Source organism: Stenotrophomonas sp. Sm2128 (assembly GCF_030985535.1).
GTDB lineage: Bacteria > Pseudomonadota > Gammaproteobacteria > Xanthomonadales > Xanthomonadaceae > Stenotrophomonas > Stenotrophomonas maltophilia.
Genome location: NZ_JAPTFQ010000071.1, coordinates 1 through 25,783 on the forward strand (window position 1 = coordinate 1; position 25,783 = coordinate 25,783).

Consider the following 25,783-nt stretch of genomic DNA (forward strand, 5'->3'; position numbering starts at 1 on the left):
ACATCGCCCCACCCAACTCACAGAAAACCAGAGCCGCTTTTGATCTTGCTTTGGCGTCTGCAGGTGCAGGGCGCAGCCCTGCCGAAACTTTACTTCACCCGACGACCCGAACGGTCGATGCGGAACCACTCTCCGCCTTCCATCGGCGTGTGGCCATCGGCATCCGGCGTACCACGACGGCAACCATTGCAGACCTCGGCCACGCCGTCCTGGAACGGCCATGCGAAATCGAAGGTGCCGGGCACCACCTGGCGGAACGTCAGGTCGAAGTAACCCACGCGGTTGCCTACGCGGGCGCGCAGCAGGCCTTCCTGCGGCGTTTCCGGGCCGTTGTCCCAGGTCAGCACCGGCAGGCTGCGGCCCTTGCGGTCGACGTAGTGGAAACCCTGGTCGGCGTACACCACTGCCAGGCCGTGGTCGTCGTAATTCAGGTCCTTCAGCGTGTCGGCGCTGATCTTCGGCCGGTGATCGATCACCTCGCAGTTGGGCAGCGGCCACAACCCGTGCTCGTCGGTCAGCAGCTTGCATGCCGGTGCCTGTGCCGCTGCAGTGGCGCTGACCAGCATGCCAAGCAGGGCCAGCGACCGCCCGAAGCGGCCGCTGGCAGCGTCAGGGCGGGCCTGCCGTGCGATCACTTGGCCTCGGCCTTGCGCTCGAACGCGGTCGGTGCCGGGAGCTGCACCGGCACGCCCTTGTCATCGCAGGTGCCGGCCTGGCACAGGCGCTCGCGCAGGGCTGGGGTGGCCTGCACGATCATGTGGTAGATCGCGTTCTGTTCCAGCGTGCCGCGGATCGCCTTGCTGCCCGGGCCGCGTGCCCAGATACCGACGTCTTCGCCGCCGTGCGATTCGGACTTCATCGGCACCAGTGCTTCCTGCATGTAGTCCGGATGCTCGGTGTCGACCTCGCGCAGGTTCGGGCGGCCGTTGGCCGGTTCGAAGCTGCTCGGGTTGTGCGGGTAACGCTTCGGGCCGGCCGGCTGCTGGTTGCTGCTGCCGGTGTGGCCCGGGCCGTTGGCGTAGCTCAGCGTGGTGTACGGCTGGCCGGTGCCGTCCAGCGCGTAGTCCAGCTTGCCGGCGCCATCTTCGCCGCCCTTGTCCTTGACCTTGCCCAGGATCGGGTTGCCGCGCGCCGGGTAGCCGACGAAGTTCAGCGTGTGCGAGTGGTCGGCGGTGACGATGATCAGGGTGTCGTCGGCGGAGGTCAGTTCGTTGGCCACGCGCACTGCGTCGGACAGGGCCACGGTCTCGGTCAGTGCACGGTAGGCATTGCCGCTGTGGTTGGCGTGGTCGATGCGCGCGCCTTCGATCATCAGCACGTAGCCTTCCTGGTGCTTTGACAGATTCTTGATCGCTGCGGCCGTCAGTTCGGCCAGGCTCGGCTCGCCGCCCGGATCCTGCGGGCGCTCGTACTCGTAGCGCATGTGGTCCGGCTCGAACAGGCCAAGGATGGCCGGTGCGTTGGCGGCGGCGGCCAGCTGCTTGCTGTTCCACACGTAGGCACCCTGCGGGTGCGCCTGCTGCCATTCCCGCACCAGGCTGCGGCCATCCAGGCGCTGGCCGACCTTGTCGTCGTATTCCGGATCGCGCTCTTCCACGGTGGTGAATTCACCGCGGCCGCCACCGAGGGCGACCAGGGGGCCGCGACCATAGCGTGAGGTCGACAGCAGCTGCTGGGCGATGTCCTTGCAGCCGGCCGCCTTGGCCGCTTCGGTCAGGTCGGTGTCGTTTTCCCAGTTGCGCTCGGGCGAGTGCGCGTAGGTGGCGGCCGGGGTGGCATGGGTCAGGCGCGCGGTGGAGACCACGCCGGTAGCCAGACCGGCGCTGTCGGCCAGCTGCAGCCAGGTCAGCAGGCCCTTGGACAGGCTGTCGGCACAGTCGGTCCGGCTGCCGGCGCTGACGCCGATCGCACCCATGTGGGTCTTCACGCCGGTGGTGATGGCGGTCATGGTGCCGGCCGAATCGGGCGTCTGCGAATCGGTGTTGTAGGTCTTGCTGAATGCCGTGGCCGGGAAGCGCTCCCAGGACAACAGGTTCTCTTCACCGGAGCCACCCTTCTGCTGGCCCTCGTAGATGCGCGAGGCGGCCACGGTGGTCAGGCTCATGCCGTCGCCGAGGAACAGGATGACGTTCTTGGCCTTGCCGGACATCGCACCGTTGGCGGCGGCCTGGGCGGCGCCACTGCGGTACCACCACTGCGGGGTCTCGCCTGCCGGGTGGGCGACGGGGTCGACGGCGACCTTGAGGCCGGCCGGGGCAGTGGCGGGGGGGGTGCTGGCGCAGGCGCCCAGCAGCAGGGTGGTGGCGCAGGCGGCCAACAGGGAGACGGAACGACGCATGGACGCTGGGATCTCACAAACTGTAACGGGACGTTCATTATGCCCGCCCTCGCAAGGCACGCCGATGACACACTGATTTGCCGGTCGGGCGGTCGTTCCCCAGCCGTTGATGGGCTATCGTGCCAGCATCCCTTCCTTCCCTCTGGATTGCCTATGAAGCTGGTCTCTGCCTGGCTGCGGATTCCATTCTGGCAGCGCGTGGTCGGTGGCTTCGTGCTCGGCGCGCTGGCCGGCTGGGCGCTCGGCCCGGCCGCGGAAACGTGGTTCGGCCCGCTTGGCGAGCTGTACGTCACCCTGATCAAGATGATCGCCGTGCCGCTGGTGTTCTTCGCGGTGATCAATGCGATCTCGTCGCTGCACGGCCAGAAGTCGGTTGCCGCGCTCAGTGGCCGCACCTTCCTGTGGTTCGTGATCACTGCTGCGTTGGCGGTGTGCGTCGGACTGGGCGTGGGCACCGTGCTGCAGCCCGGCGCCGGTGGCCTGCAGCTGACGATGGCCAGCAATTACGTGCCGCGCGAAGTGCCCTGCGTGGTGCAGGTGCTGCTTGACGTGGTGCCGGCCAATGTCTTCTACGCGCTGTCCGGCATCGGTACCAAGGTCAATGCGGCCGGTGAGACCGTGCTGGCCGCCGGTCGCGGCTCGATCCTGCCGGTGATCTTCTTCGCCGGCCTGGTCGGCTTCGCCATCGTCAAGCTGGGCGAGAAGGTGACCGAGGCGCGCAAGCTGGTCGGCCAGATGAGCGACATCATGATCCAGGTGACCCGCTTCGTGCTGGAAGTCACCCCTATCGGTACCTTTGGCCTGATCGCCGGCCTGGTCGGCAGCTACGGGTTCGAGAAGCTGCTGCCGCTGGGGCATTTCGTGCTGGCCCTGTACGTGGCCTGCGCCCTGCACATCGTGGTGGTCTACAGCGCACTGCTGTTGGCGCACGGACTGAACCCGCTGAAGTTCTTCCGTGGTGCGGCGCCGGGCATGCAGGTTGCGTTCGTCAGCTCTTCCAGCTTCGCGGCGATGCCGGTGGCACTGCGTTCGATCACCCACAACCTGGGCGTGAACAAGGACTACGGTTCGTTTGCGGTGCCGCTGGGCGCCAGCATCAAGATGGACGGCTGCGGTGCCATCTACCCGGCGCTGTGCGCGGTGTTCATCGCGCAGTACAGCGGTGTGCCGCTGACCCCTGAACAGTACGTGGTGGTGCTGATCGCTTCGGTGCTGGGCAGCTTCGGTACGGCCGGTGTTCCGGGTACCGCGGTGATCATGGCTACGGTGGTGCTGAGCGCGGCCAACCTGCCGTTGGAGACGATCGGCTACCTGTATGCCATCGACCGCATCCTCGACATGATGCGCACGATGACGAACGTGACCGGCCAGATGCTGGTGCCGGTGATCGTGGCCAAGGAAACCGGGCTGCTCGACCAGGCGGTGTATGACAATCCGTCCAGCAATGTGGGTGTGGACGACCCCGATCCGACGCCGCCACGCGGCTGACGGTGTGTGGAGACGAAAGGCCCGCCCTGAACGGCGGGCTTTTTGTTTGGGAGCTGGCTGGCGCGGTGGCGGTCATGCCGGGCCTGGTAGATCCACGCCATGCGTGGATGGAGGCGGTGCCGACCAACGGTCGGCCCCACCAAAGGTCAGAACCCACCAAAGGTCAGTACCCACCAGAGGTCGGTAGATCCACGCCATGCGTGGATGAAGGCGGTGCCGACCAAGATCGGCAGCTACCCACCATTGCGCGGGCTTAACAAAAAAGCCGCTGCAGGGCAGCGGCTTTCTCGTGTCAGGCGGCGTGGTAGCGCCAACCGGCCAGATCAGAGATCGACCCGGCGGGCCTGCATGAACTTGTTGCCCCAGTAGCCGCTGAGCAGGGTGTCCACGCGCACGTCCTTGCCCGAGCTCGGTGCGTGCAGGAAGCGGCCATCACCCACATAGATGCCGACGTGATCGACGCGGCCCTTGCGGCCGAAGAACACCAGGTCACCGGCGGCCAGCGCGGTGCGGTCGTTGATCAGTTCGGCGTTGTCGTCGTGTGCCATTTCGCGCGAGACGCGCGGCAGCTCAATGCCCAGGGCCGAGCGGAACACGTAGCCGACCAGACCACTGCAGTCGAAGCCGCTGTCCGGGTTGCTGCCGCCCCAACGGTATGGGGTGCCCAGCAGGGTCATCGCGCGACGCAGCAGCGACTGCACCTTGCCATTGTCGGCCGCGGTGCCGACAACGCTGCCATTGGCAGCGCTGCTGGTGTCGTAGTTGGCGAGGAGGCGGCTGAGGTCACCGGCCACCACGGCCGAGCGGTCCATCAGCGGAATGGTGTCGTTGGCGGCCAGGTGAGGCAGCAGGGCGGCCAGGGTAGCGCTGGCGGCGGCGTCGACGCGGCTGCGTTGCGTAGCGGCAGCCTCGGCCTTGGCGGTCGGTCGGGCGGTGCTCTCGGCCACCGGGGCCGGGGTCACATCGGAACGGTTCGGAGAAGTCTGCGACCAGGCCGGAAGGCTGGTCAGACACAGTGCCAGGCCAAGCAACAGCGGGCGGGCACTACGTGAAGATACGGAAGTCTGGCCTTCGCTTTTCAGGTCGTCAGTCGTCACGCGTCGGTCACAGGAAAAAAACGATGGGGCATCATGCCCTGTAAAAGCGCGGATAAGTTAAAAATTCCGTTAGTAATTCGTTAGTTGCATGGTGATGTTCGTCACAGTTTTGAACATATCGCCTGTTCATTTTAGCGAAGGACGCGTTTCGCCCCTGTGTAGTGGTCCTTCCAGTAGGGACCGCTGAGCGAGTCGAGGCGCACGGTGCCGCCGGTGCTCGGCGCATGCACGAAACGCCCTTCACCGACATAGATACCGACATGGGTGACGCTGCCGCGGCTGCCGAAGAACACCAGGTCGCCGGTGGCCAGGCGCTGCGGATCGATCTTCGGACCCTGTACCGCCGCCAGGTCGCGCGAGGTGCGCGGCAGTTTCAGGTCCAGCATCTCGCGATAGACATAGGCCACCAGGCCGCTGCAGTCGAAGCCGGAATCCGGGGTGTTGCCGCCATAGCGGTAGGGGGTGCCGACCAGGCTGATGGCACGCATCAGCACCGAGTTGGCCGCCTCGGGGTTGTCCGGCACGGTCTTCGGCCAGTTCGCGGTCGGCGGGGGCGGAGCGGGGCGGGTGGCCTTGCCGCCGCCGCAGGCGGTCATCAGCACGGGCAGGGCCAGCAGCAGGGCCGGGGCGAGGAGCCGGCGCAGGCCGGACGAAACTGGCGTGATGTGCATGTTCTCCGGATAATGCGCCACCTTGGGATTGGCCGTCATGATGGCGGCGTCCCCGCCGGGCGACAACCCGCCCCAACCCGCCTGCCTTCGGCAGATCCAGACAGAGTTGCGCATGAAGATCGAAAAAGACCGCGTTGTCCGCTTCCACTACACCGTTTCCGAAGTCGGCCAGGAGCCGATCGAATCGTCCAAGGACCGCGGCGAGCCGCTGGCGATCCTGATCGGCCACGGCAACATCATCCCGGGCCTGGAAAACGCCATGATGGACAAGGAAGCCGGCGCGACCTTCAGCGTCGACGTCACTGCCGCTGATGCCTACGGCGAGCGCCGCGAGGGCCTGTCCCAGCGCGTGCCGAAGAAGCACTTCGGCAACACCAAGCTGGCCCCCGGCCAGCAGGTCGTGCTGCAGACCAACTTCGGCCCGCGTGCGGTGACCGTGCAGAAGGTCGGCATGAGCGTCGTCGACGTCGACCTGAACCACCCGATGGCTGGCAAGGACCTGCATTTCGACGTCGAAATCGTTGACGTGCGTGAAGCCGGCAAGGAAGAGATCGACCACGGCCACGTCCACGGCGACGGCGGCCACCACCACTGATCGCAGCGCGATCGTGATGGCAGCAACGGCCCGCTTCGGCGGGCCGTTGCGTTTCTGGAACACGGCGCGGCCATCCATGGCGTGTGGGCCGGCGGCATAATGGCGGACCTGCCTGACGGATGCCCCGTGAACGCCGCTTCTCCTTCCCTGCAGCCGATGGCTTCCGGCGAACGCATCGCCCTACTGGACGTGCTGCGTGGTGCGGCGTTGCTGGGCATCCTGCTGATGAACATCGAGGCCTTCAGCGGACCGCTGGACCTGGCCTTCACCGGCATCGACGTGCATTGGCAAGGTATCGACTACTGGGCCGATGCCTTTGTCTACGTATTCGTGCAGGGGAAGTTCTTCACCCTGTTCTCGTTGCTGTTCGGCGCCGGCTTCGCGGTGATGGCGCAGCGCGCTGAGGCGGCCGGGCGTGACTTCACCCCGTTCTACCTGCGCCGCAGCGCTGGCCTGCTGCTGATCGGCCTGTGCCACGCGCTGCTGGTCTGGTCCGGCGACATCCTGGTGATGTACGCGTTGGTCTCGTTGCCGTTGCTGGCCTGCCGCGAGGCGCCGCGCAGCTGGCTGCCGTGGATGGGCGTAACGGTCTATCTCGGCGGTGTGGCGATGATGCTGCTGGTCGGCGCGATGGTGTCGATGGCTTCGGCGGAGGACGTGCGGAAGATGCTCACCGACGCGCAGCAGAGCATCGATCTGCAGCGCCTGGTGTACGGGCAGGGCAGCTGGATGCAGGCCAATGCGCAGCGGCTGAGCGAGTTCGGCACGTCGATGGGGGCGATGCTGATCACCGGCCCGGAAGTGCTGGGCATGTTCCTGATCGGCAGCTGGTTTGCCGGCAGCGGCGCGCTGGCCACGCCGGATCGCTTCCCGCGGCTGTATGCGGTGTTGCGTTGGGGGGCGCTGCCCTTCGGCCTGCTGGTCACGCTGCTGGGTGTTGCCTGGAAGCCGTATCTGGCGCCGGGCGCTTACGATCTGCCGGTTACGGCGGCGATGGCGCTGGTGACGATCGGCGGCCTGCCGATGTGCCTGGGTTACCTGGCCTGGATCGTACACTGGCGCGCGCGGCTGGGCTGGCTGGCGCCGGTCGGGCGCATGGCGTTGACCCATTACCTCGGCCAGTCGCTGCTGTGCACCTGGCTGTTCTACCACTACGGCCTGGGCGCGTTCGAAACGATGCCACGCAGCGTGCAGTTGATGTTCGCGCTGCTGCTGTTCACCGTGCAGGTGGGCATCTCGCACGTATGGCTGCGCCGCTTCCGCTTTGGGCCGATGGAATGGCTGTGGCGCGCGATGACCTATCGGCAGTGGCCGCCGATGCGGCGCGAGGCCGGCCAGGGCTGATCGATGCAGGGCGCGCGCGAGGATGTGATCGTGGTCGGCGCCGGTGCCATTGGACTGGCTGCCGCACTCGCGCTGCGTGCACAGGGCCGGCAGGTACGCGTGATCGACCGTGGGCGTGTCGGCGGCGCGACCTCGCATGGCAACTGCGGCACCATCACCCCCAGCCACGCGCCACCGCTGGCAGCGCCCGGCGTGCCGTTGCGCGCGCTGCGCTGGATGCTCGATCCGCGTGCGCCGCTGTACGTGCGTACACGCCTGGACCCAGCATTGTGGCGCTGGCTGCTGCAGTTCGGGGCGCGCTGCAACGCACGCGACTGGCTGCACGCCACGCGGGCACGCGGCGCATTGTTGAATGATTCACGGCTGCGCCTGGCGCAGTGGGTGCAGACGCATGCGCTGGACTGCGAGTTCGAGGCGCGCGGTCTGGACTATGTGTTCGGTGACGCCCGCAATTTCGATCACCACGCTGCCGAGTGTGAGGCGCTGAACGCACAGGGCATTGCCTCGGCGCGCATCGATGGCACCGACTACGCGCGCGACAATCCGGCGTTCCATGATCGCCTTGCCGGTGCGATCCACTTCCCCGGCGATGCCCAGCTGCGTCCGGACCGCTACACCGCCGAACTGGCGCGCGTGCTGCGCGCACAGGGCGTGGTGATCGAAGAACAGTCGGACGTGGAGGATTTCAGCGCCGACGCGCAGGGTGTGCGCGTGCGTGCCGGTGAACGCATGCTGCAGGCGCGCGAGCTGGTGCTGGCGACCGGGCCGTGGTCACCGCGCTGGGCGCGGCAACTGGATCTGCGCGTGCCGATCCAACCTGGCAAGGGCTACTCGCTGACCTGGTCACGACCGGCGCAGGTGCCGCAGCGTCCAGTCGTGCTGAAGGACCATTCCGTGTTCGTGATCGCCTGGCGCGAAGCGCTGCGGCTGGGCGGCACCATGGAATTCGCCGGTGCCGATCCGCAGCTGCGCACGACCCGCCTGCAGGCCTTGCAGCAGGCCGCCGACCACTACCTGCGCGCGCCACGTGGTGCGCGGCTGCAGGAGCAGTGGTGCGGGTGGCGCCCCATGAGCGTGGACGACGTGCCGTTGATCGGCCGCGCGCCCGCGCATCCTCACGTCTGGCTTGCAGCGGGGCATGGCATGCTCGGCATCAGCATGAGCGCCGGCACCGGCCAGCTGATCGCCGATCTCGTCTGCGGCCGCACGCCGGCGATCGATCCTTCCCCTTACCGACCCGAGCGATTCCGATGAGCACTGCACCCTATGATTACGACCTGATCGTCCTTGGCGGTGGTTCCGCCGGCCTGGCTGGCGCGATCCGCGCCGCGCAGCACGGCAAGCGCGTGGCGCTGCTGGAGCCTGGTGAACTGGGCGGGACCTGCGTCAACGTCGGCTGCGTGCCGAAGAAGGCCATGTGGCTGGCGGCCGACCTGCACGAGCGCATCGGCCTGGCCAGTGCGATGGGTTTCGATGTCAAGGCACGCCCGGCATTGTCGTGGAAGGAGCTGGTGATCCATCGCCAGGCCTACATCAGCAACATCCACACCAGCTACCACAAGCGCCTGGACGAAACCGGCGTGGTGCGCATTCCGGCGCGCGGTCATCTGCTCGATGCGCATACCGTGGCCTGCAGCGATGGCGTGCGTTACAGCGCTGAACACATCCTGATCGCCACCGGCGCGCACCCGCTGCGGCCTGACATCCCCGGTGCCGAACTGGGCCTGGTCTCCGATGATTTCTTCGATCTGCGCGCGGCACCGGCCGAGGTGGCGATCATCGGTGGCGGTTACATCGCGGTGGAGCTGGCCGGCCTGCTGCAGGCACTGGGCAGCAAGGTGAGCCTGCTGGTGCGTGGCCAGCGGCTGCTGGATCGCTTCGATTACGAGCTGACCGATCAGCTGGCCGAGAACCTGAAGCAGCAGGGCGTGCGCATCCATTTCGGCTATCGCCTGCGCGAACTGCAGCGCGATGGCGAACGCGTACGTGCATTCGGCCATGACGGCCCGCTCGACAGCGTGTTCGACGCGGTGTTCTTTGCCACCGGCCGCCGTGGCAACAGCCGCGATCTGGGCCTGGAAGCGCTCGGCATCGGTATCGGCGAACACCAGCAGGTGCAGGTGGACGAATGGCAGACCACGTGTGTGCCGAGCGTGCACGCGGTGGGCGACATCGCTGGCAAGGTCGGCCTGACCCCGGTGGCGGTGGCCGCTTCGCGGCGGCTGATGGACCGCCTGTTCGGTGGCCGCCCGCAGTCGAAGATGGATTACGAGAACGTGGCCAGCGTGGTGTTCTCGCATCCACCGCTGGGCGCGGTGGGCATGAGCGAAGAAGAGGCGCGCGCGCGGTTCGATCAGGTGACCGTCTACCACAGCCGTTTCCGTCCGATGCTGCAGGGGCTGGCCAATGGCACCCAGCGCAGCCTGTTCAAGATGGTCTGTGCCGGTCCGGAAGAACGGGTGGTGGGCATCCACCTGCTGGGCGAAGCGGCCGACGAGATCCTGCAGGGCTTTGCGGTGGCGGTGAAGATGGGCGCGACCAAGGCCCAGTTCGACGACACCGTGGCGATCCACCCGACCTCGGCCGAGGAAGTGGTGCTGATGCGCTGAGCTGGACGGTTTTAGAGCCGAGCCTATGCTCGGCTCTCCAGGTCATCAGGCGCACCCATGCGACAATGGACGCCCTTACGCCTTCCCTGGCCGCCCCGTGCGGCCCGCCGTCGTCCTGATGTCCAGCCCCGCTTCCCGTATCGCCACCGCTTCCCCACGCATCGCGCTGGGAGGCATCGGCCTGGCCGCGATCGGCGCCATCGCCGCCTCCGGCAAGGCCATCATCGTCAAGCTCGGCCTGCGTCACGGCGTGGATGCCACCACGCTGCTCGCCCTGCGCATGCTGATGGCGTTACCGCTGTTCGTGCTGATGGCACTGTGGGCCGCGCGCCGGGCCGAGCCGCTGTCCTGGGCCGACCGTGCCCGCGTGTTGTGGCTGGGCTTCACCGGCTACTACCTGTCCAGTCTGCTCGACTTCCAGGGCCTGCAGTACATCAGCGTGACCCTTGAGCGCCTGATTCTTTACTTGAACCCGACCCTGGTGCTGCTGATCAACGTGCTGCTGGCGCGCCAGCGGCCCGGTCGGTGGCAGATCGGCGCGCTGGTGCTGAGCTATCTGGGCGTGCTGCTCGCCTTCGGCCACGATCTGCAGCGCGAGGGCGGGCAGATCATCGTCGGCAGCCTGCTGGTACTGGGCAGTGCGCTCAGCTACGCGCTGTACCTGTTCGGCAGTGGGCAGGTGGTCGCACGCATCGGCGCGGTGCGGTTGACCGCCTATGCCAGCTGCGTGGCCAGCGTGCTGGTGCTGCTGCATTTCGCGGTGACCCATCCGCTGCCGTTCCTGTGGCAGGCACCGGCGCCAGTGCAATGGCTGTCGCTGGTCAATGCCACCGTGTGCACGGTGCTGCCGGTGCTGGCGATCATGCTGGCGGTGCAGCGCGTGGGTTCGTCGCTGGCCGCGCAGGTCGGTATGCTGGGCCCTGTTTCCACCATCGTGATGAGCCTATGGCTGCTCGACGAACCGATGGGGCCGGCGCAGATCGCCGGCACCGTGCTGGTACTGATCGGCGTACTGCTGGTGACCCGCCTGCGGCGCTGACACCGGAGCAGGCGCGTGCGCGCATCCTGGCGGTGATCCGCGCGATCCCCGTAGGGCAGGTGATGGGTTATGGGCAGGTAGCGATGCGCGCGGGCCTGCCCGGGCGTGCACGCCTGACCGCGCGCATCCTGGGCCAGAACGACGACCCGGACCTGCCCTGGCACCGCGTGCTGCGCTCGGATGGGCGCATCGCCATGGAAGAAGGGTCGGCCGGATGGCGCGAGCAGTCACAGCGGTTGCGCGCGGAGGGCGTAGTGGTGGAGAACGGCCGGGTGCGGATGCCGGCGGCTGATCCGGCAGCGGCACTGGATGCCGCTGTGTGGGGCCCGGGATGAGCACCGCTGGCGACTGAACAGGCCGGACCTGAGGGCCGCCAACAAGACACGGTGCTGCGGCTATGATGGAGGCCGTTCCATGCCGGTACTCCCATGTTCCCGCGACTGCCAACCGTCACCAAGGCCCTGCTGATCGCCAATGCGATCCTGTTCCTGCTGCAGCAGCCGTTCCTGCTCGGCATGCAGACCTTCGAGCCGTTCATGCTGCAACCGCTGCAGCAGGGCTTCGATGCGTTCTCGCCGGGCGGCAACTTCCAGCCGTGGCAGCTGCTGACCTATGGCTTCCTGCATGGCAGCTTCGGCCACCTGTTCTTCAACATGCTGGCGGTCTTCATGTTCGGCGCGCCACTGGAGCAGACCTGGGGCGAGAAGCGCTTCCTGCTCTATTACCTGGTGTGCGTGGCCGGAGCCGGCGTGTGCCAGCTGCTGGTGGGCACGCTGCTGGAAAACCCGGCGACGGTGCTGGGCGCCTCCGGTGGCGTGTTTGGCCTGCTGCTGGCCTACGGCATGCTGTTCCCCAACCAGCGGGTGATGCTGCTGTTCCCGCCGATCCCGATGAAGGCACGTACCTTCGTGATCCTGTTCGGCGTGGGTGAGCTGGTGCTGGGCATGACCGGCTGGCAGCCGGGCGTGGCCCATTTCGCGCATCTGGGCGGCATGCTGTTCGGCTGGTTGCTGATCCGTTACTGGCGCGGGCAGCCGCCGTTCAACAAGCGTCGCCCGCCCGGTCCCCCGAAGCGCCCGAACCATCTGCGCAGCGTCAAATGATCCGAAGGATCATTTGACGCCGTAGGTGCCGACCGTTGGTCGCCACACCGCTACAGGTCCCGCAGCACCACCTGCGCCGCATTGTGCCCCGGCGCACCGGTAACACCACCGCCGGGATGGGTACCCGAACCACACAGGTACAGGCCGGGCAGGGCACCGCGATAGCCGGCCTGTCCAACCATCGGCCGCGCCGAGAACAACTGGTTGGCGCTCAGTGCGCCGTGGAAGATGTCGCCGCCGACCAGGCCGAAGGTGCGTTCCAGATCGAGCGGGGACAGCACCTGCCGACCGAGCACGCTGGCGGTGAAGCCGGGCGCATACCGCTCGACAGTGGCAATCATCAGGTCGGCTACCGTCTCGCGGTGGTCATCCCAGTGACGCCCATCAGGAAGTACCGGCGCCACATGCTGGCAGAACAGGCTGGCCACATGCTGCCCGGGCGGTGCCAGTGAATCGTCCAGCGTACTGGGTATCAGCATTTCCACGATCGGTTCGCGCGACCAACCGTCGCGGCGCGCATCCAGCCAGGCGCGATCCATGTAGTCCAGGCTGGGTGCCATGATGATGCCGGCACTGAGGTGATCGCCCGGACCGGGCAGGGCGCGGAACTCCGGCAGCCGCGACAGCGCCACGTTCATCCGGAAGGTGCCGGAACCGCAGCGCCAGTTCGTCATGCGTTCGCGTGTGGCAGCCGGTACCTGCGCCGGCTCCAGCAGCTGTTCGTACAGCAGCTTCGGATTGACGTTGGCGACCACCGCGCGTGCACGCAGGGTTTCGCCGTTGGCCAGTTCCACCCCCACGGCGCGGCCCTGTTCGGTCAGTACCCGTCGCACGCCGGCATCCACGCGCAGCTCGGCCCCGGCCTCGCGCGCCGCGCTGGCGATGGCCTGGCTGATCGCGCCCATGCCACCCATCGCATGGCCCCATGCACCCTTCACGCCATTGCACTGGCCGAACACGTGATGCAGCAACACGTAGGCGCTGCCCGGTGTGTATGGACTGGCATAGTTGCCGACGATGCCATCGAAGCCGAACAGCGCCTTGATCGGCTCGCTCTCGAACCAGCGGTCCAGGTATTCCGCCGCCGACAGCGTGAACAGGTCCAGCAGCTCCTGCCGCAGCGGTGCATCCAGCGCCGCCAGTTCGCGGCCGAGCTTCCCCATCTGCCAAAGTGCGGGCAGGCCGCGCCAGCCGCCGGCGACGCCGATGTCCGGTGGCGCGCGGAGAGCCCACGCGCGCAGTACATCGGCGAAGATCTCCAGGCGTGCTTCGTACGCTGGCAGGCGCTGTGCATCCCGAGCGGAGAATCCAGCGACTTCGGCCTGGGTGCGGCCAGGTGCCGACAACAGGTAGCGGTCGTCGGGCAATGGCAGGAAGTTGTTGGCCGGGCGCGTGACAATGCGCATCCCATGCGCATGCAGTTGCAGGTCTTCGATCACCTTCGGTTGCAACAGCGACACCGTGTACGACGCCACCGAGTTGCGGAAGCCGGGATGGAACTCCTCGGTGACCGCCGCTCCGCCGAGCACGCCGCGCCGTTCAAGGACCAGCACGTTCTTTCCGGCCTTCGCCAGATAGGCCGCACAGACCAGGCCGTTGTGGCCACCACCGATGATGATTGCATCCCAGGACATCAGCACCTCAAAAAAAGGGGACGGAGGGGATTAAGTCGCAATTCGCACAAGGTCGGCAGCGATGGGCAGAAACGACTTAATACCCTCCGTCCCCTTTTTTTATCGCGGCTTCGATGGTGGCGATGTCGATCTTCTTCATCGGCATCATCGCGTTGAAGGCGCGCTTGGCCAGTGCCTTGTCCTTGCTGGTCACCGCTTCGATGAGCATGCGCGGGCTGATCTGCCAGGAGATGCCCCAGCGATCCTTGCACCAGCCGCATTGGCTCTCCTGGCCACCGTTGCCGACGATCGCATTCCACAGGCGGTCGGTCTCGGCCTGGTCCTCGGTCTGGATCTGGAAGGAGAACGCTTCGCTGTGCTTGAACGCGCTGCCGCCGTTGAGGCCGACGCAGGGAATGCCGCAGACGGTGAATTCGACGGTCAGCACATTGCCTTCCTTGCCGTCGGGGTAGTCGCCAGGTGCGTGATGCACGGCGGTCACCGCGCTGTCGGGCAGGAGGCTGGCATAGAAGGTGGCGGCCTCGAGCGCGCCGTTGTCGTACCAGACACAGATGGTGTTCTTGTGTGCCATTTCGGGGCTCCGCGATGGACGAAGCCGCAGCGATAGCACGCCCGGTGTTAAGCCGGGATCGTGCTGCACCCGCAAAAAGAAGGGCGCCCGAAGGCGCCCTCTGCATTGCCAGTTGCAGCAGTTGGCTCAGCGCCAGACCTTGATCTGCTCGGCTTCGCTGCGCTGCATCGGCTGGCCGGCCTTGCAGCTGAAGGTGGCACCGAACGCCGGCAGGTTGGCCAGCGTGCCGTTGCTGCGCCATAGGCCCGGTGCACGGATGTCGGCGGTCAGGCGACGCACGGCCTCGTTCGGCGACAGCTGCTGCGCCCACAACGCCGACCACGCGCGGAAGAAGCCCTGTTGCTGTGCCTGCTTGGCCTTCGGCTCCTGCGCGGTGTACGCGGCCCAAGCCAGTTCCAGGCCGGCGATGTCGGCCAGGTTCTCTTCCTGGGTGAGCGTGCCGTTGACCTTGGCACCCTTCACGCCCGGGAAGTCGTACGCGCTGTACTGCGCGGCCACGCGATTGCCGAGCAGGGTCCAGGCGGTCTTGTCGGCCGGGGTCCACCAGCTGCGCAGTTCGCCCTTGGCGTCGACCAGCGCGCCCTTGGCATCGATCGCGCGGGTCAGCTCGTGGCCGACCAGGCCACCGAAGCTGCCGAACTTGTCGGCAGCGTCGGCCTTGGCGTTGAACACCGGCCCCTGCAGGATCGCAGCGGTGACGATCAGGCGGTTCTGCGCCAGATCGTAGGCCAGCGAAGGCTGCTGCGGCAGCACGTCCCAACGGCGGTCGGCGTTGCCCTTGCCGATGCGCTTCATTTCCTCGCGATGGCGCCAGGTTGAAGCAATCAGCATGTTGCCGCCGAACGAACCGCGGCCCATCGGCTGCACGCTGTAGTCGAGGTCGCGCAGCGGGGTGCCGATCTCGATCTTCAGCGCGGCCAGCTTGGCCTGCGCTTCGGTCTTGGCCTCGGCACTCATCCACCTGCTGTTCTTGACCGCTTCGATCTGCACTTCGCGCACCTTGTCGACGATCCACGCCGCCTGGCGACGGTCTTCGGCCGACAGGTAGCGGGCGGCGTACTCGCGGCCGAGCATCGGGCCAGCGGCCACGTTGATCGCATCGAGCACGTCTTCCCAACGCTGTGGCGGCAGGGTCTCGCCACGCAGCACGCGGCCACGGAATTCGAACTCGGCGTCGCGATAGGCCTTGGACAGGTACGGCGCCATCGAGTCGCCCACGCGCCAGCGCAGGTAGGCCTTCCACTGGTCCGGCTTGAGCTTGGTGACCATGCCGTCGAGCTGCTTGAACAGGCCCGGGTCGGCCAGCGAGACCAGGTCGTCATCCACGCCCTGTGCCTTCAGGAAGGCATCCAGCTGCAGATTGCGGTAACGGCTGTTGAGCTCCTTGGTGGAGATCGGCGCGTAGTTGTTGAACGGGTTGTTGATGCCGGCCAGCGACTGCGCATTGCGCGCCAGTTCGGTTTCCAGCGCGATCACCGCCTGCGACTCGGCATCCAGCTTGGCGGCCGGGGTGCCGGTCAGCGCCAGGATCTGCTTGACGTAGGCGCGGTAGCGGCCCATCAGCGCCACGGTGTCGGCGTCGGTGCGGGTGTAGAACGCCGGGTCCGGCAGGCCCATGCCGCCCTGCATGAAGTAACCGATGTGGCGGTCCAGCGCCTTCAGGTCCACGTCCGGGCCGAAGTTGAAGGCCACCGGGATGCCGACCTGGTGCAACGCGGCGATCGAGGCCGGCACATCCTTGGCCTTCTTGATCGCGTTGATGCGGGTCAGCAGCGGGGCGATCGGATTGGATCCGTCGGCTTCCACGGCGGCTTCGTCCAGGCCGCTGGCCCAGAAGTCGCCCAGCAGTTTCTGCACGTTGCCCTGCGGCGCCTTCATCGCTGCGTCGAGCAGTTCACGCTGCTGCTGACGGCTGCGGTCGACCAGCTGGCCCAGCGCGGTGGTGGCACCGGTCTGTGGCACCGGGTTGGCCTTCAGCCAGCCTGCGTTGGTGGCGTCATAGAAGTCGCTGCACTGGGCGCTGACGGCCGGGGCGCGCGCGGCCTTCTTCTTGGCGGCGGCGAACGCATCATGGGTCGGGACCAGGGTCGCCAGGCTGATGCCCAGGGCGATGGCAAGCGGACGGAAATTGGGCATGTGGAACGAATCCGTGATGGATTGAGGGCGCGCGCACTATAGCAAGCCGCGCATCGACGCGGCATGCACGCATCACGCTGCTTTCGCCGACCAGGGTCGGCCGCTAGCGGGGAGCGCCGAGATCATTGGATCCACACCATGCGTGGACGAAAAACACCCCCGAAAAACAAAGGCCCGGGAATTCCCGGGCCTCTGCAGGTCTGCCGCGGCGTCAGCCGTGGCTTACCAGATCACCACCTGCTGGTCGCCGCTGCGGGCCATCGGCGAACCGGCCTTGCACTGGAACGCGGCGGCGAAGGTCGGCAGGTTCGACGGCGCACCCATGGCGCGGAACTGCGCCGGGGCGTGCGGGTCGGTCGCCAGGCGGACCTTGGCGTTCTCCGGGGTGTACTTGGTGCGCCACACGGTGGCCCAGTTGAAGAAGAAGCGCTGGTCGCGGGTGAAGCCGTCCACCTTCGGGTCTTCCTTGCCGGCGCTGGCCTTCTGCAGGGCATCGTAGGCGGTAGCCAGGCCGCCCAGGTCGGCGATGTTCTCACCCAGGGTCAGGTGGCCGTTCACCGCCTGGCCGTCGACCTTGTACTGGTCGAACTGCTTGACCAGCTTGCCGGTCAGGCCTTCGAAGTTCTTCTTGTCAGCGGCGGTCCACCAGTCTTCCATGTTGCCGGTCGGCCCGAAACGTGCGCCCTGGTCGTCGTAGCCGTGGGTCATTTCGTGGCCGATCACCGCGCCGATGCCGCCGTAGTTCAGTGCGTCGTCGGCCTTCGGATCGAAGAACGGCGGCTGCAGGATGGCGGCCGGGAACACGATCTCGTTCTGCAGCGGGTTGTAGTAGGCATTGACCGTCTGCGGGGTCATGCCCCACTCGGTCTTGTCCACCGGCTTGCCGATCTTGGACAGGTTGAACTTGTAGTTGAATTCGTTGGCCGCGCGCACGTTGCCCAGGAAGCTGTCGCGCTGGGTCTGCAGGCCCGACCAGTCACGCCACTTGTCCGGGTAGCCGATCTTCGGGGTGAAGGTTTCCCACTTGGCGATGGCCTTGGCCTTGGTTTCATCGCTCATCCAGCTCAGGCCCTGGATGCGGTCCTTCAGCGAGGCGGCCAGGTTCTTCACCAGTTCTTCCATCTTCGCCTTGGCTTCCGGCGAGAAGGCCACCTTCACGTACAGCTGGCCGAAGGCTTCACCGGCGTCATTCTCGATGGTGCCCAGCACACGCTTCCAGCGCGGCTTCTGCTCCTTCTGGCCGTTGAGGGTCTTGCCGTAGAACTCGTAGTTCTCCTGCACGAAGGCATCGGCCAGGTACGGCGAGGCGCTGTCCACGGTGTGGAAGCGCAGGTAGGCACGCCACACCGACGGATCGGTGTCGCCCAGCGCCTTGCTCACTTCCTCATGGAAGGCCGGCATGGCCAGCGAGAACTTCTCCGGTGCGGCCACGCCCTGCGACTTGAAGAACTCGGTCCAGCTGAAGTTCGGGGTCAGCTTGTCCGCGTCGGCCACGGTGACCGGGTTGTAGTACAGCTCGACGTTGCGCGACAGTTCGACGCGCGACTTGGACGCCTTGGCCAGGCGGGTCTCGAACTTGACCACGTCCTCGGCCTGCTTGGCAGCGTCGGCAGCAGCGACGCCGGACAGCTCCAGCACCTTGGCGACGTGCGCCTGGTAGGCCTTCAGTTTGTCGGCGTTCTTGGCATCGGTGTAGTAGGTGCTGTCCGGCAGGCCCAGGCCGCCCTGGCTGGCGTAGGCCATGTTCACGGCCGAGTTCTTGAAGTCGGCTTCGGCGCCGAAGCCGAACAGAACGTTGTCACCCTTGGCGGCGCTGGAGCGCAGGTAATTAGCGATGGCCGCCTTGTCCTGCAGGCCATCGATCGCGGTCAGGTCGGCCTTCAGCGGCTCGATGCCCTGGGCGTTGATCTTGGCCTCGTCCATGCCGGTGGCCCACAGGTCGCCGACGATCTTCTCGATGTGGTTCGGAGTCTTCACCTGTGCCACCTGCTCGGCCAGCTGGTGCTGCACGGCCACCGAGCGCTCGTCGAGGATGGTGAAGGCGCCCCAGCTGGTGCGGTCGCCCGGGATTTCATTGGCGGCCAGCCACTTGCTGTTGACGTAGTCGCCGAAGGCGCCGCAGGCGTCCTTGCTGGTATCGAGGTCGCTAGGCTGGAAGGCGTTGTAGGCCGGCAGCTTGCTCTCGTCCAGGGTGTACTGGGTGGCTTCGGCCGCAGCCGGCGTGGAGGCGGTGGCGTCCTTGGCCGGGGTTTCGTTCTTGCCGCAGCCAACCAGCGCGGCCGAAACGGCCAGGGTCAGCAGCACGATCTTGGGAGTACGGGTCACTTTGATGGCCTCCAGGCCGAGTGAGTCAGGGAAGGGCCGCGGGGACGGCCGTGGGCCGAACGATACGCCGCCGGCCTGCCCCGCAAGGGTGTCGAAGGTCATGGCCGGGCGCAAGGGCCAGAACGAGCAAGGGCGCCCGGTGGGGCGCCCTTGCTTGGGTAACGCACCGATTACAGGCCGTCGCCGCCGCAGCCCTTGCCGAGATAGTCGTCGATCAGGTGCAGCTGGTCGGCCATGATCTTCCGAGTCCAGGCCGGACCGTGCGCATAGTCGGCGATGGCATGGAACTCGACCGGCTGCCCCGAGCTCTTGGCCTTGGTCACGAACCACTCCGATTGCTCGATGGGCACGGTACGGTCGCGGTCACCGTGGTAGACCATCAACGGAATCTTCATCTCGCCCGCCTTGTCCAGCGGGTTAAGGCCTGCAACGGTCGGCGCCTGCGCCTGGCGGAAGAACGGATTGGTGTAGAAGCGCGACCAGATTTTCTTGATGTCCGAGACGCCGGCGCCGGCAATCGCGCACTTGTACAGGCCGTTCGGGCGAACCGAGGCGGCAAACGCCGAGTATCCACCATAGGAGAAGCCGAACATGGCGATGTGACCAGGCCGGGCGATCTTCTGGTCGACCATCCACTGCGCGCCATCATCCTTGTCGTCCTGCATCTTCTGGCCCCATTCGGCGTCACCCGCCATCCACAGCTTGCGGCCCCAGTCAGCCGAGCCGCGGAACTGCGGGCGCAGTACGGCCATGCATCGCGATGCCATCAGCGGCACCCACATCGAGCCATCGAAGTCCATGCCATCGCGGGCCCACGGACCGCCATGCGGGTGCACGACCGCCCTCCAGGGACCGGCGCCACACAGTTCGGTGTTGGGCGTGGTCAGGAATGCCGGAATGTCCAGCCCGTCGCGGGCCTTGTAATAGACCAGCTTCGTATCGCCCAGGGCCGCAGGCTGGATGTCCGGATAGGTCTTGGCCAGCAGGGTCAGCTTGCCGTTGCGCAGCAGGTGGTACTCGGGCGGGTTGGACGGGCCCGACGTGGCCACCAGCACGGTGGACAGGTCGGGGGTGTAGTCCACCACCTGGTAGCTGCGGCCAGTGTCGTAATTGGTGGTGAAGCGCTGGCCATTGGCGGTGTCGACCATTTCCAGCGGTTGCTGCTGGATGCCCAAAGCCTGGCGAAGGCCCTGGTCCAGCGCCTTCATCCGCGGCGACGTCCACTGCAGGTCGTCACCGCGCGGGCCCGCATAGCGGATGCCGAGGATCTCGCCGAACGGAATCGCGCCGTTGCGATAGCGGTTGATCGACATCGAGCTGGCGTTGAACAGCTTGTGTTCGTACAGCACTTCCTTCTGCTTGCGTGCGGCGATGTCGTACTCGTACACGATCGCCTTGTCACGGCCGACGTTGCTCAGCACGAAGGCGATGTTCGGGTCATCGGCAAAGCCGATCACCTGGTTGATGTCGCGGTTTTTCACATAGGAGCGGAAGTGCTCTTCCCACGCACCGCTGCCGGTGTTGCGGAACTCGGTGGCGACATAGGCGCCGGTACCGTCCACGTCCTGGCGCAGGCGTGCACGCAGTTCGCTGTCCAGGTCGGTGACATAGCCGGCCACACGCTCTTCGGTCTTCTGCACGCGCTGCGAGGTGAAGCTGCGCAGGTCGACCTTGTAGACATCGCCGGAGCTGCCGCCACTGCCGTTGATCACCAGGATGTGGTCCGGATCATTGGGGAGCGTGTCCAGCACCGTCGGGTTGGACAGCGCCTGCTCGAGTTCCTCGCTGCGGCTGCTGGCACGCGGCGGCGTAATGGGCTCCTTCCACTGCTTGCCCTCGATGTCGGTGATGAAGAACTTGCTGACGAAGGTCTTGGTGACACGGTCGGCGCGCAGGTCGAAAGGTTGCCACAGCACCACGGCGAGCTGCCCGTTCTTGATGAACGACACGCTCTGGAACTTCATCCGGTTGGCACCGATCACCGTGGGCGCCTTGTCCAGCGCATCGGTGCGCCAGACCACGATCACGCGTTCTTCGCCGTTGGCGCGCAGGCCGGCGATGTGCTGCCCGTCCGGAGACAGCGACAGGCTGGAGATGGCAGGGAAGGCCGCCAGCTGTTCGACGGTGGGGGCGACAGGCTTGGCATGCAGCCAGGGGGACATGCTGGCCAGGGCTGCCAGCAACAGGGTTCGCTTCATTGCTTGCCTCGATCTCAGGGCGATCCCGGCGCAAGGCCGGGGCCGGAAACGAAACCGCCGCCCCGAAGGGCGGCGGTGGGTAACGTCAGGATCAGAACGAACGTGTGATGTTCACGAAGTACGTGCGGCCGAAGTAATCGAAGCCGCTGTACAGGGGCGCGTTGCCAACCGTGCTCAGCACGCCCTGCGAAATGGTCGGCGGCTTCTTGTTGGCAAGGTTGCGCACGCCGCCGGTGACCGACCACTTGTCCGCTTCATACTGCAGCGAGGCTGCCTGGATGAAGTAGTTCGGGGTGTACATTTTGTACTGGCTGGTGGCCGGATCGAACAGGCCCGGGTTGCGCTCCTCGTAGTAGGCGTAGCTGTCCATGTTGTCGATCCAGTCCAGACCGTAACGGACGCGCCAGTTCTTCCACTTGTAGTTCAGGTCCAGGGTGGCGGTGTTTTCCGGCGAGCCGATCATGCCGGCCGAGTCGACCTTCGGATCGTCCGAGAACAGCTGGCTGGTCTGCTCGAAGTAGTGCGTGCCCTGCAGCGTGGCACGGAACTCGCCCGGGCCGATGTCACGAACATAGCGCAGGGTGAAGTCCAGGCCGCGCACCTTGTTGGTGGAGACGTTGATGAAGCCGTTGGTGACCGTCAGCTGGTTGGTCTGCGGGTTGCGCTGGATCAGGCGGCACAGGCCGTTGCCCGCAGTGAAGTCTGCGGTGGAGCTGCCGTAGCAGTTGCGCAGGATGGCGGCGCCGCCTGCGTCCTGCACACCGTTCTCGACCTTGATGTCGAAGTAGTCCAGGGCCAGCGACAGATCGCCGAAGGCTGGGCCGAACTCCGGCTGCAGCACCACGCCGAAGGTCTTGGCGGTGGAGGTTTCAGCCTTCAGGTTGTTTTCCGCGCCGCCCTGGGTGTAGACGGTGATGCCCTGCAGCTGGGTGAACTCCGGATCCAGGCCCAGCGACGCGCAGTTCTGGTAGCGCATCGATTCCGGGCGGGCCTCAATGTAGTTGTCGCAGGGGTCGGACGACTGCGGCAGGAAGCCGGTGGTGGCGCCCAGGAACTGCTCGAACAGGGCGGGTGCGCGGTACGAGGTGCCGTAGGATGCACGGAACGACAGCCACTTCACCGGGGTCCACAGGGTGCCGATCTTGTAGGTCTCGTCGGAACCATAGGACTTGTAGTCGGTATAGCGGCCGGACAGGTTGACCGACAGCTCCTCAGCGCCGGTAACACCGGACAGCAGCGGCAGTTCCAATTCGCCGTAGGCTTCGAACACCGAGTCGCTGCCGCGGGTCGGCGAGGAAGCGGTCAGGTTGTACAGGTCCTGGTCAATGGAGTACTGCGACGGGCTGTCGTCGATGCGGGCCTTGCGGTACTCCACACCGAACGCGCCGCCGGCCGAGCCATACGGCATGTCGAACAGCGGGCCATTGACGTTGAAGTTGACCGTGGTTTCCTTGTACAGCGTGTTGCCGGTGACCGGGACGAACACCCAGTCCTTCCAGTCCTGCGGCAGGCGGCCGCCGATGGTATTGTTGTTCACCGGGGGGGCGGCGACGCAGCCGTTGGAGGCGTCACGGCAGACGAAGCCACCGGCGCCGTTGGAGACCACGTCCAGGCTCTGCGCCAGGCGGCTGGTCAGGAAGCTCTGGAAGGTGTAGTCCGCATCGCTGCGCGAATGCATGATGTTGAAGTCGTAATTCCATTCCGAGCTCAGGTGGCCGCGAAGGCCGGCGTTGAAGCGCAGGAAGTCGACCTTCTGCTTGCTCTGGTCGTTGCCGAAACCAATGAAGGCACGTACGCCCATCGGCACGCCATTGGTTTGGTCGGTGGCCGGGCCCGCAACGCTGTCGCGGAGGTTGGCCGGGATAAGCGGATTACCCACTGCATAGTCCAGGGTCAGCTGGCGATAGCCGGTCTGGGTCGACTTGCGGTGGTTGCCGAGGAACTCGTAGTACAGCTCAGCGTCGCCCAGTGCGTTGAGGTCGAAGCCGCCCTGGAAGTAGGCCGTGTGGGTCTTGACCGGCGAGATCAGCGACTGGTTGAGCATCTGCGGGTCGAAGGTGTCGCGGTTCAGCGCACCCACGCCTTCGTAGCCAACCAGGCCGGTGGTGACCGACGAATTCGGGCGCCAGCGGTTGAAGCGGGTGCCGCTGCCCCCCGGCGCGGCGACGCCGGTACGGGTGTTGGTGCCAAGCGTGTTGATGGTCACGCCGCCGCCGTCGAGGGTGTAGCACTTGGACTTGCCGGTCAGCGGATCGATGAAGTCGCCGCTGCCCCAGTAGTCGCCGGCGTCGATGTCGCGATACTTGTCGGTGGCGCAGCGGGTCCAGTCGCGGTCGCCCAGGTTAAGTGCGTTGCGCACTGTGTACTCGTACGAACCGGAGAAGTGCGAACGCTCGCCGGTGGTGCCGAAGGTCAGCGCATAGCGACGTTCGTCGCCGCCGCCGCCGTCGGTCGCATTGTGCTGGCCTTCGAAGGTGACGCCGTCGACCTTCTTCTTGGTGATGATGTTGATCACGCCCGCGACCGCGTCGGAGCCGTAGATCGAGGAGGCGCCGTCCTTCAGGATTTCGACGCGGTCGACGATCGAGTTCGGCAGCACGTTCAGGTCGGTCGAGCCGACCGAGCCGCGCGAACCGGCCGGCGAGACGCGGCGGCCGTTGAGCAGGATCAGGGTGCGAGTCGGGCCTAGGCCGCGCAGGCCGAGGGTGTTGGCGCCGGGGCCGCCGTCGGTGACGTAGCCACCGTAGGCGTTGTTGATCTGCGATGCACCTGCGGTCACCGCGGTGCTCTGCAGTGCGGCGGTGGTCGAGTTGAAGCCGGCCAGCGTGGTTTCCTCACGGGTCACGACCTGGACCGGGGACACCGAGTTGAACACGTCGCGGCTGATGCGCGAGCCGGTGACGGTCACCGTGTCCAGGTTGGTTGCCTTCGACTTGGCCGCTTCCTCAGCGGTCTGCGTCGCGGCGCCATCCTGGGCGATCGCCGGCGCCGCTGCGGCGAGCAGCACGGCGGTAGCGAGGGCAAAGCTCAGCGGATGCCGGCCGAGCGACTTGCGATTGATCATCTGAAATCCCCTTGAATCCAATGATTGCGTCGTACACCGGGGACTTGCCTTGCGGGCGTCTCCGTGTGCCCCGTGCCCGGTCCCGGCAGTACCCTGCCGCCTCCCGGCGTTACCGGCTTCACCTGCCGGTAACTCGAGATTAACACGACATTAACTGATGCTGTCAAACGTTCATAAGGGAGTCATCAAGCTGTGGTCAGGAGCCTCTTTGCTCTCCGTGTGTTTCGATCTAAATTGATACAACCTATTGATTTTTATTGTTTTGTTCGGGTTTCGCTGAACATGTCTGGATGCTGAATGATTCCGGCCGGCCTGACGCAGTCCAAAAAAAAGGCCCCGCCGAAGCGGGGCCTGATCCAGACACGAAGTCCGGGAAACGACGGGATTACTTGCCGAAGTCGTACTTCATCTGGGCCTGGATGGAGCGGCCGTAGATGCTGTAGAAGGCGCTGTTGTACGGGGTGCCATCGGTACCCTCGTAGCTGTAGCGCTGGCCGGTCGGCATCTTGTTGAAGACGTTGTTGACCATCAGCGACAGGGTCAGGTCTTCCTGTGCGCGGTAGGCGAAGCTCAGGTTGTACGTGGTGTACGAGCCCCACTTGCCGGCCTTGGCGCCGTAGCGGTTGGTGTAGTCGTAGCTGCGACCCAGGTAGGCGACGTAGTTCGGCGTGCTGCCGACGTAGTTCGCGTACACCGTGGTGGTGAACTTGTCGATGTTCCAGGCCACCGACAGGTCACCACGCACCTTGGCGTAGTTGTCGTAGTAGTACATGTTGTACGGATCGCTCAGCAGGTCGATCTTCTGGGCACCCGGCAGCGGCTGCAGCTCGCGCTTCAGCATGTTGGTGTAGTTGCCGGAGAAGTTCAGCGAGCCGAAGCGGCCGATGTCCTGCTGGTACTTGGCGCTGACGGCGACCGCTTCCAGGTTCTGGCTGGCGACGTTCAGCTTCGGGGTGTAGACGCGGGTGATCGCACCGGCGTTGTCACGGGTGATCCAGTTGGCAACATCTTGGCAGCTGGCCGAGGTGTTGTTCACGGCACCGGTGGCGCAGGCGTACTCGGCCATCAGCAGCTGGTCGCTGCTCAGGGTCTTGACCTCGTTCTTGATCTTCCAGTTGTAGTAGTCAACCGACAGCGAGAAGTTGCTGACCGGTGCCCACACAACGCCCGCGCTCCACACGTCGGCGGTGATCGGCTTCAGGTCCGGGTTGCCGGACTTTTCGCTGTAGACCGAGGTGTTCTTGTAGTACGGGCAGAGGTCGTCGTTCAGCGCGAAGCCCGCTTGGTTGCAGCGGTAGTAGTCATTCTGGCTGGACGCGTACGAACCGCTCATGCCCTGGAAGGCGTCGGACAGGGTCGGTGCACGGAAGGCGGTGCCGTACTTGCCGCGGAACAGCAGGCTTTCCAGCGGGCGGAACTCGACGCCGATGCTGTAGGTGGCCTTGTCGACGGTGCTGTCGGCGATCTTGAAGGCGTCGTAGCGGCCCGAAGCGCTGACCGTCACCATTTCGTGCAGCGGCATGCGCAGCTCGGAGGTCACCGCGTAGCTGCTGCGGTGGGCGGCGCCGGCC

At 66.0% G+C, this 25,783-nt stretch carries 19 protein-coding genes; 8 read left to right on the plus strand and 11 right to left on the minus strand.

Going from position 1 to position 25,783, the window contains the following annotated elements; all coding sequences use genetic code 11:
* Window positions 1-89 precede the first annotated feature (89 nt).
* Window positions 90-635 carry a WG repeat-containing protein gene (locus O0K41_RS17555; RefSeq protein ID WP_197592653.1) on the minus strand — a complete coding sequence of 182 codons (546 nt, stop codon included), beginning with the start codon at window positions 633-635 and terminating at the stop codon, window positions 90-92.
* On the minus strand, window positions 632-2,338 hold the full coding sequence (locus tag O0K41_RS17560) for an alkaline phosphatase (RefSeq protein WP_061201643.1): 1,707 nt from the start codon (window positions 2,336-2,338) through the stop codon (window positions 632-634). Before O0K41_RS17560 ends, O0K41_RS17555 begins: the two co-directional genes overlap by 4 nt.
* Window positions 2,339-2,491: 153 nt before the next feature.
* Here O0K41_RS17560 and O0K41_RS17565 point away from each other — a divergent pair, with 153 nt between their 5' ends.
* Window positions 2,492-3,826 carry a dicarboxylate/amino acid:cation symporter gene (locus O0K41_RS17565; protein WP_164222347.1) on the plus strand — a complete coding sequence of 445 codons (1,335 nt, stop codon included), beginning with the start codon at window positions 2,492-2,494 and terminating at the stop codon, window positions 3,824-3,826.
* Between the two features lie 323 nt (window positions 3,827-4,149).
* On the opposite strand, the gene O0K41_RS17570 is transcribed toward O0K41_RS17565, so the two are convergent.
* Window positions 4,150-4,857 carry a C40 family peptidase gene (locus O0K41_RS17570; protein ID WP_237398848.1) on the minus strand — a complete coding sequence of 236 codons (708 nt, stop codon included), beginning with the start codon at window positions 4,855-4,857 and terminating at the stop codon, window positions 4,150-4,152.
* Between the two features lie 197 nt (window positions 4,858-5,054).
* A complete protein-coding gene (locus O0K41_RS17575; protein WP_005410516.1) occupies window positions 5,055-5,633 on the minus strand; it encodes a C40 family peptidase in 579 nt (192 codons plus the stop codon).
* Window positions 5,634-5,706: 73 nt separating this feature from the next.
* Here O0K41_RS17575 and O0K41_RS17580 point away from each other — a divergent pair, with 73 nt between their 5' ends.
* From O0K41_RS17580 to O0K41_RS17610, 7 genes are all read left to right on the plus strand, one after another.
* Entirely contained in the window at window positions 5,707-6,189 is a 483-nt protein-coding gene (locus tag O0K41_RS17580; protein WP_010482989.1) for a peptidylprolyl isomerase, read from the plus strand.
* Between the two features lie 99 nt (window positions 6,190-6,288).
* Window positions 6,289-7,533: a DUF418 domain-containing protein gene (locus tag O0K41_RS17585; RefSeq protein WP_088435888.1), complete on the plus strand. Its 1,245-nt coding sequence runs from the start codon at window positions 6,289-6,291 to the stop codon at window positions 7,531-7,533.
* Between the two features lie 3 nt (window positions 7,534-7,536).
* A complete protein-coding gene (locus tag O0K41_RS17590; protein WP_164222349.1) occupies window positions 7,537-8,787 on the plus strand; it encodes an FAD-dependent oxidoreductase in 1,251 nt (416 codons plus the stop codon).
* Window positions 8,784-10,142 (plus strand): glutathione-disulfide reductase, encoded by a 1,359-nt coding sequence (gorA, locus tag O0K41_RS17595; protein WP_049451973.1) that lies wholly within the window; start codon window positions 8,784-8,786, stop codon window positions 10,140-10,142. Before O0K41_RS17590 ends, gorA begins: the two co-directional genes overlap by 4 nt.
* Before the next feature lie 118 nt (window positions 10,143-10,260).
* Entirely contained in the window at window positions 10,261-11,181 is a 921-nt protein-coding gene (locus O0K41_RS17600) for a DMT family transporter (protein ID WP_049451974.1), read from the plus strand.
* Window positions 11,178-11,516: an MGMT family protein gene (locus O0K41_RS17605; protein WP_224119427.1), complete on the plus strand. Its 339-nt coding sequence runs from the start codon at window positions 11,178-11,180 to the stop codon at window positions 11,514-11,516. Before O0K41_RS17600 ends, O0K41_RS17605 begins: the two co-directional genes overlap by 4 nt.
* A gap of 93 nt (window positions 11,517-11,609) precedes the next feature.
* Complete coding sequence (locus O0K41_RS17610) at window positions 11,610-12,284, plus strand: rhomboid family intramembrane serine protease (protein ID WP_005410509.1); 675 nt, start codon at window positions 11,610-11,612, stop codon at window positions 12,282-12,284.
* A gap of 50 nt (window positions 12,285-12,334) precedes the next feature.
* On the opposite strand, the gene O0K41_RS17615 is transcribed toward O0K41_RS17610, so the two are convergent.
* The 7 genes from O0K41_RS17615 to O0K41_RS17645 form a co-directional block, all read right to left on the minus strand.
* The gene (locus O0K41_RS17615; RefSeq protein WP_088435890.1) at window positions 12,335-13,918 is read right to left on the minus strand and encodes an NAD(P)/FAD-dependent oxidoreductase; all 1,584 of its coding nucleotides are present in this window, start codon (window positions 13,916-13,918) and stop codon (window positions 12,335-12,337) included.
* A gap of 76 nt (window positions 13,919-13,994) precedes the next feature.
* Complete coding sequence (locus tag O0K41_RS17620) at window positions 13,995-14,489, minus strand: VOC family protein (RefSeq protein WP_012480908.1); 495 nt, start codon at window positions 14,487-14,489, stop codon at window positions 13,995-13,997.
* Window positions 14,490-14,615: 126 nt separating this feature from the next.
* The gene (locus tag O0K41_RS17625; RefSeq protein WP_308304542.1) at window positions 14,616-16,625 is read right to left on the minus strand and encodes a M13 family metallopeptidase; all 2,010 of its coding nucleotides are present in this window, start codon (window positions 16,623-16,625) and stop codon (window positions 14,616-14,618) included.
* Window positions 16,626-16,847: 222 nt separating this feature from the next.
* Entirely contained in the window at window positions 16,848-18,950 is a 2,103-nt protein-coding gene (locus O0K41_RS17630; RefSeq protein WP_005414104.1) for a M13-type metalloendopeptidase, read from the minus strand.
* Between the two features lie 170 nt (window positions 18,951-19,120).
* Complete coding sequence (locus tag O0K41_RS17635; RefSeq protein ID WP_088435893.1) at window positions 19,121-21,148, minus strand: prolyl oligopeptidase family serine peptidase; 2,028 nt, start codon at window positions 21,146-21,148, stop codon at window positions 19,121-19,123.
* Between the two features lie 91 nt (window positions 21,149-21,239).
* A complete protein-coding gene (locus O0K41_RS17640; RefSeq protein WP_049451979.1) occupies window positions 21,240-24,212 on the minus strand; it encodes a TonB-dependent receptor in 2,973 nt (990 codons plus the stop codon).
* Between the two features lie 385 nt (window positions 24,213-24,597).
* Window positions 24,598-25,783, minus strand: a 1,186-nt coding sequence (locus tag O0K41_RS17645; protein WP_308304543.1) for a TonB-dependent receptor, incomplete at its 5' end; no start/stop codon positions are given.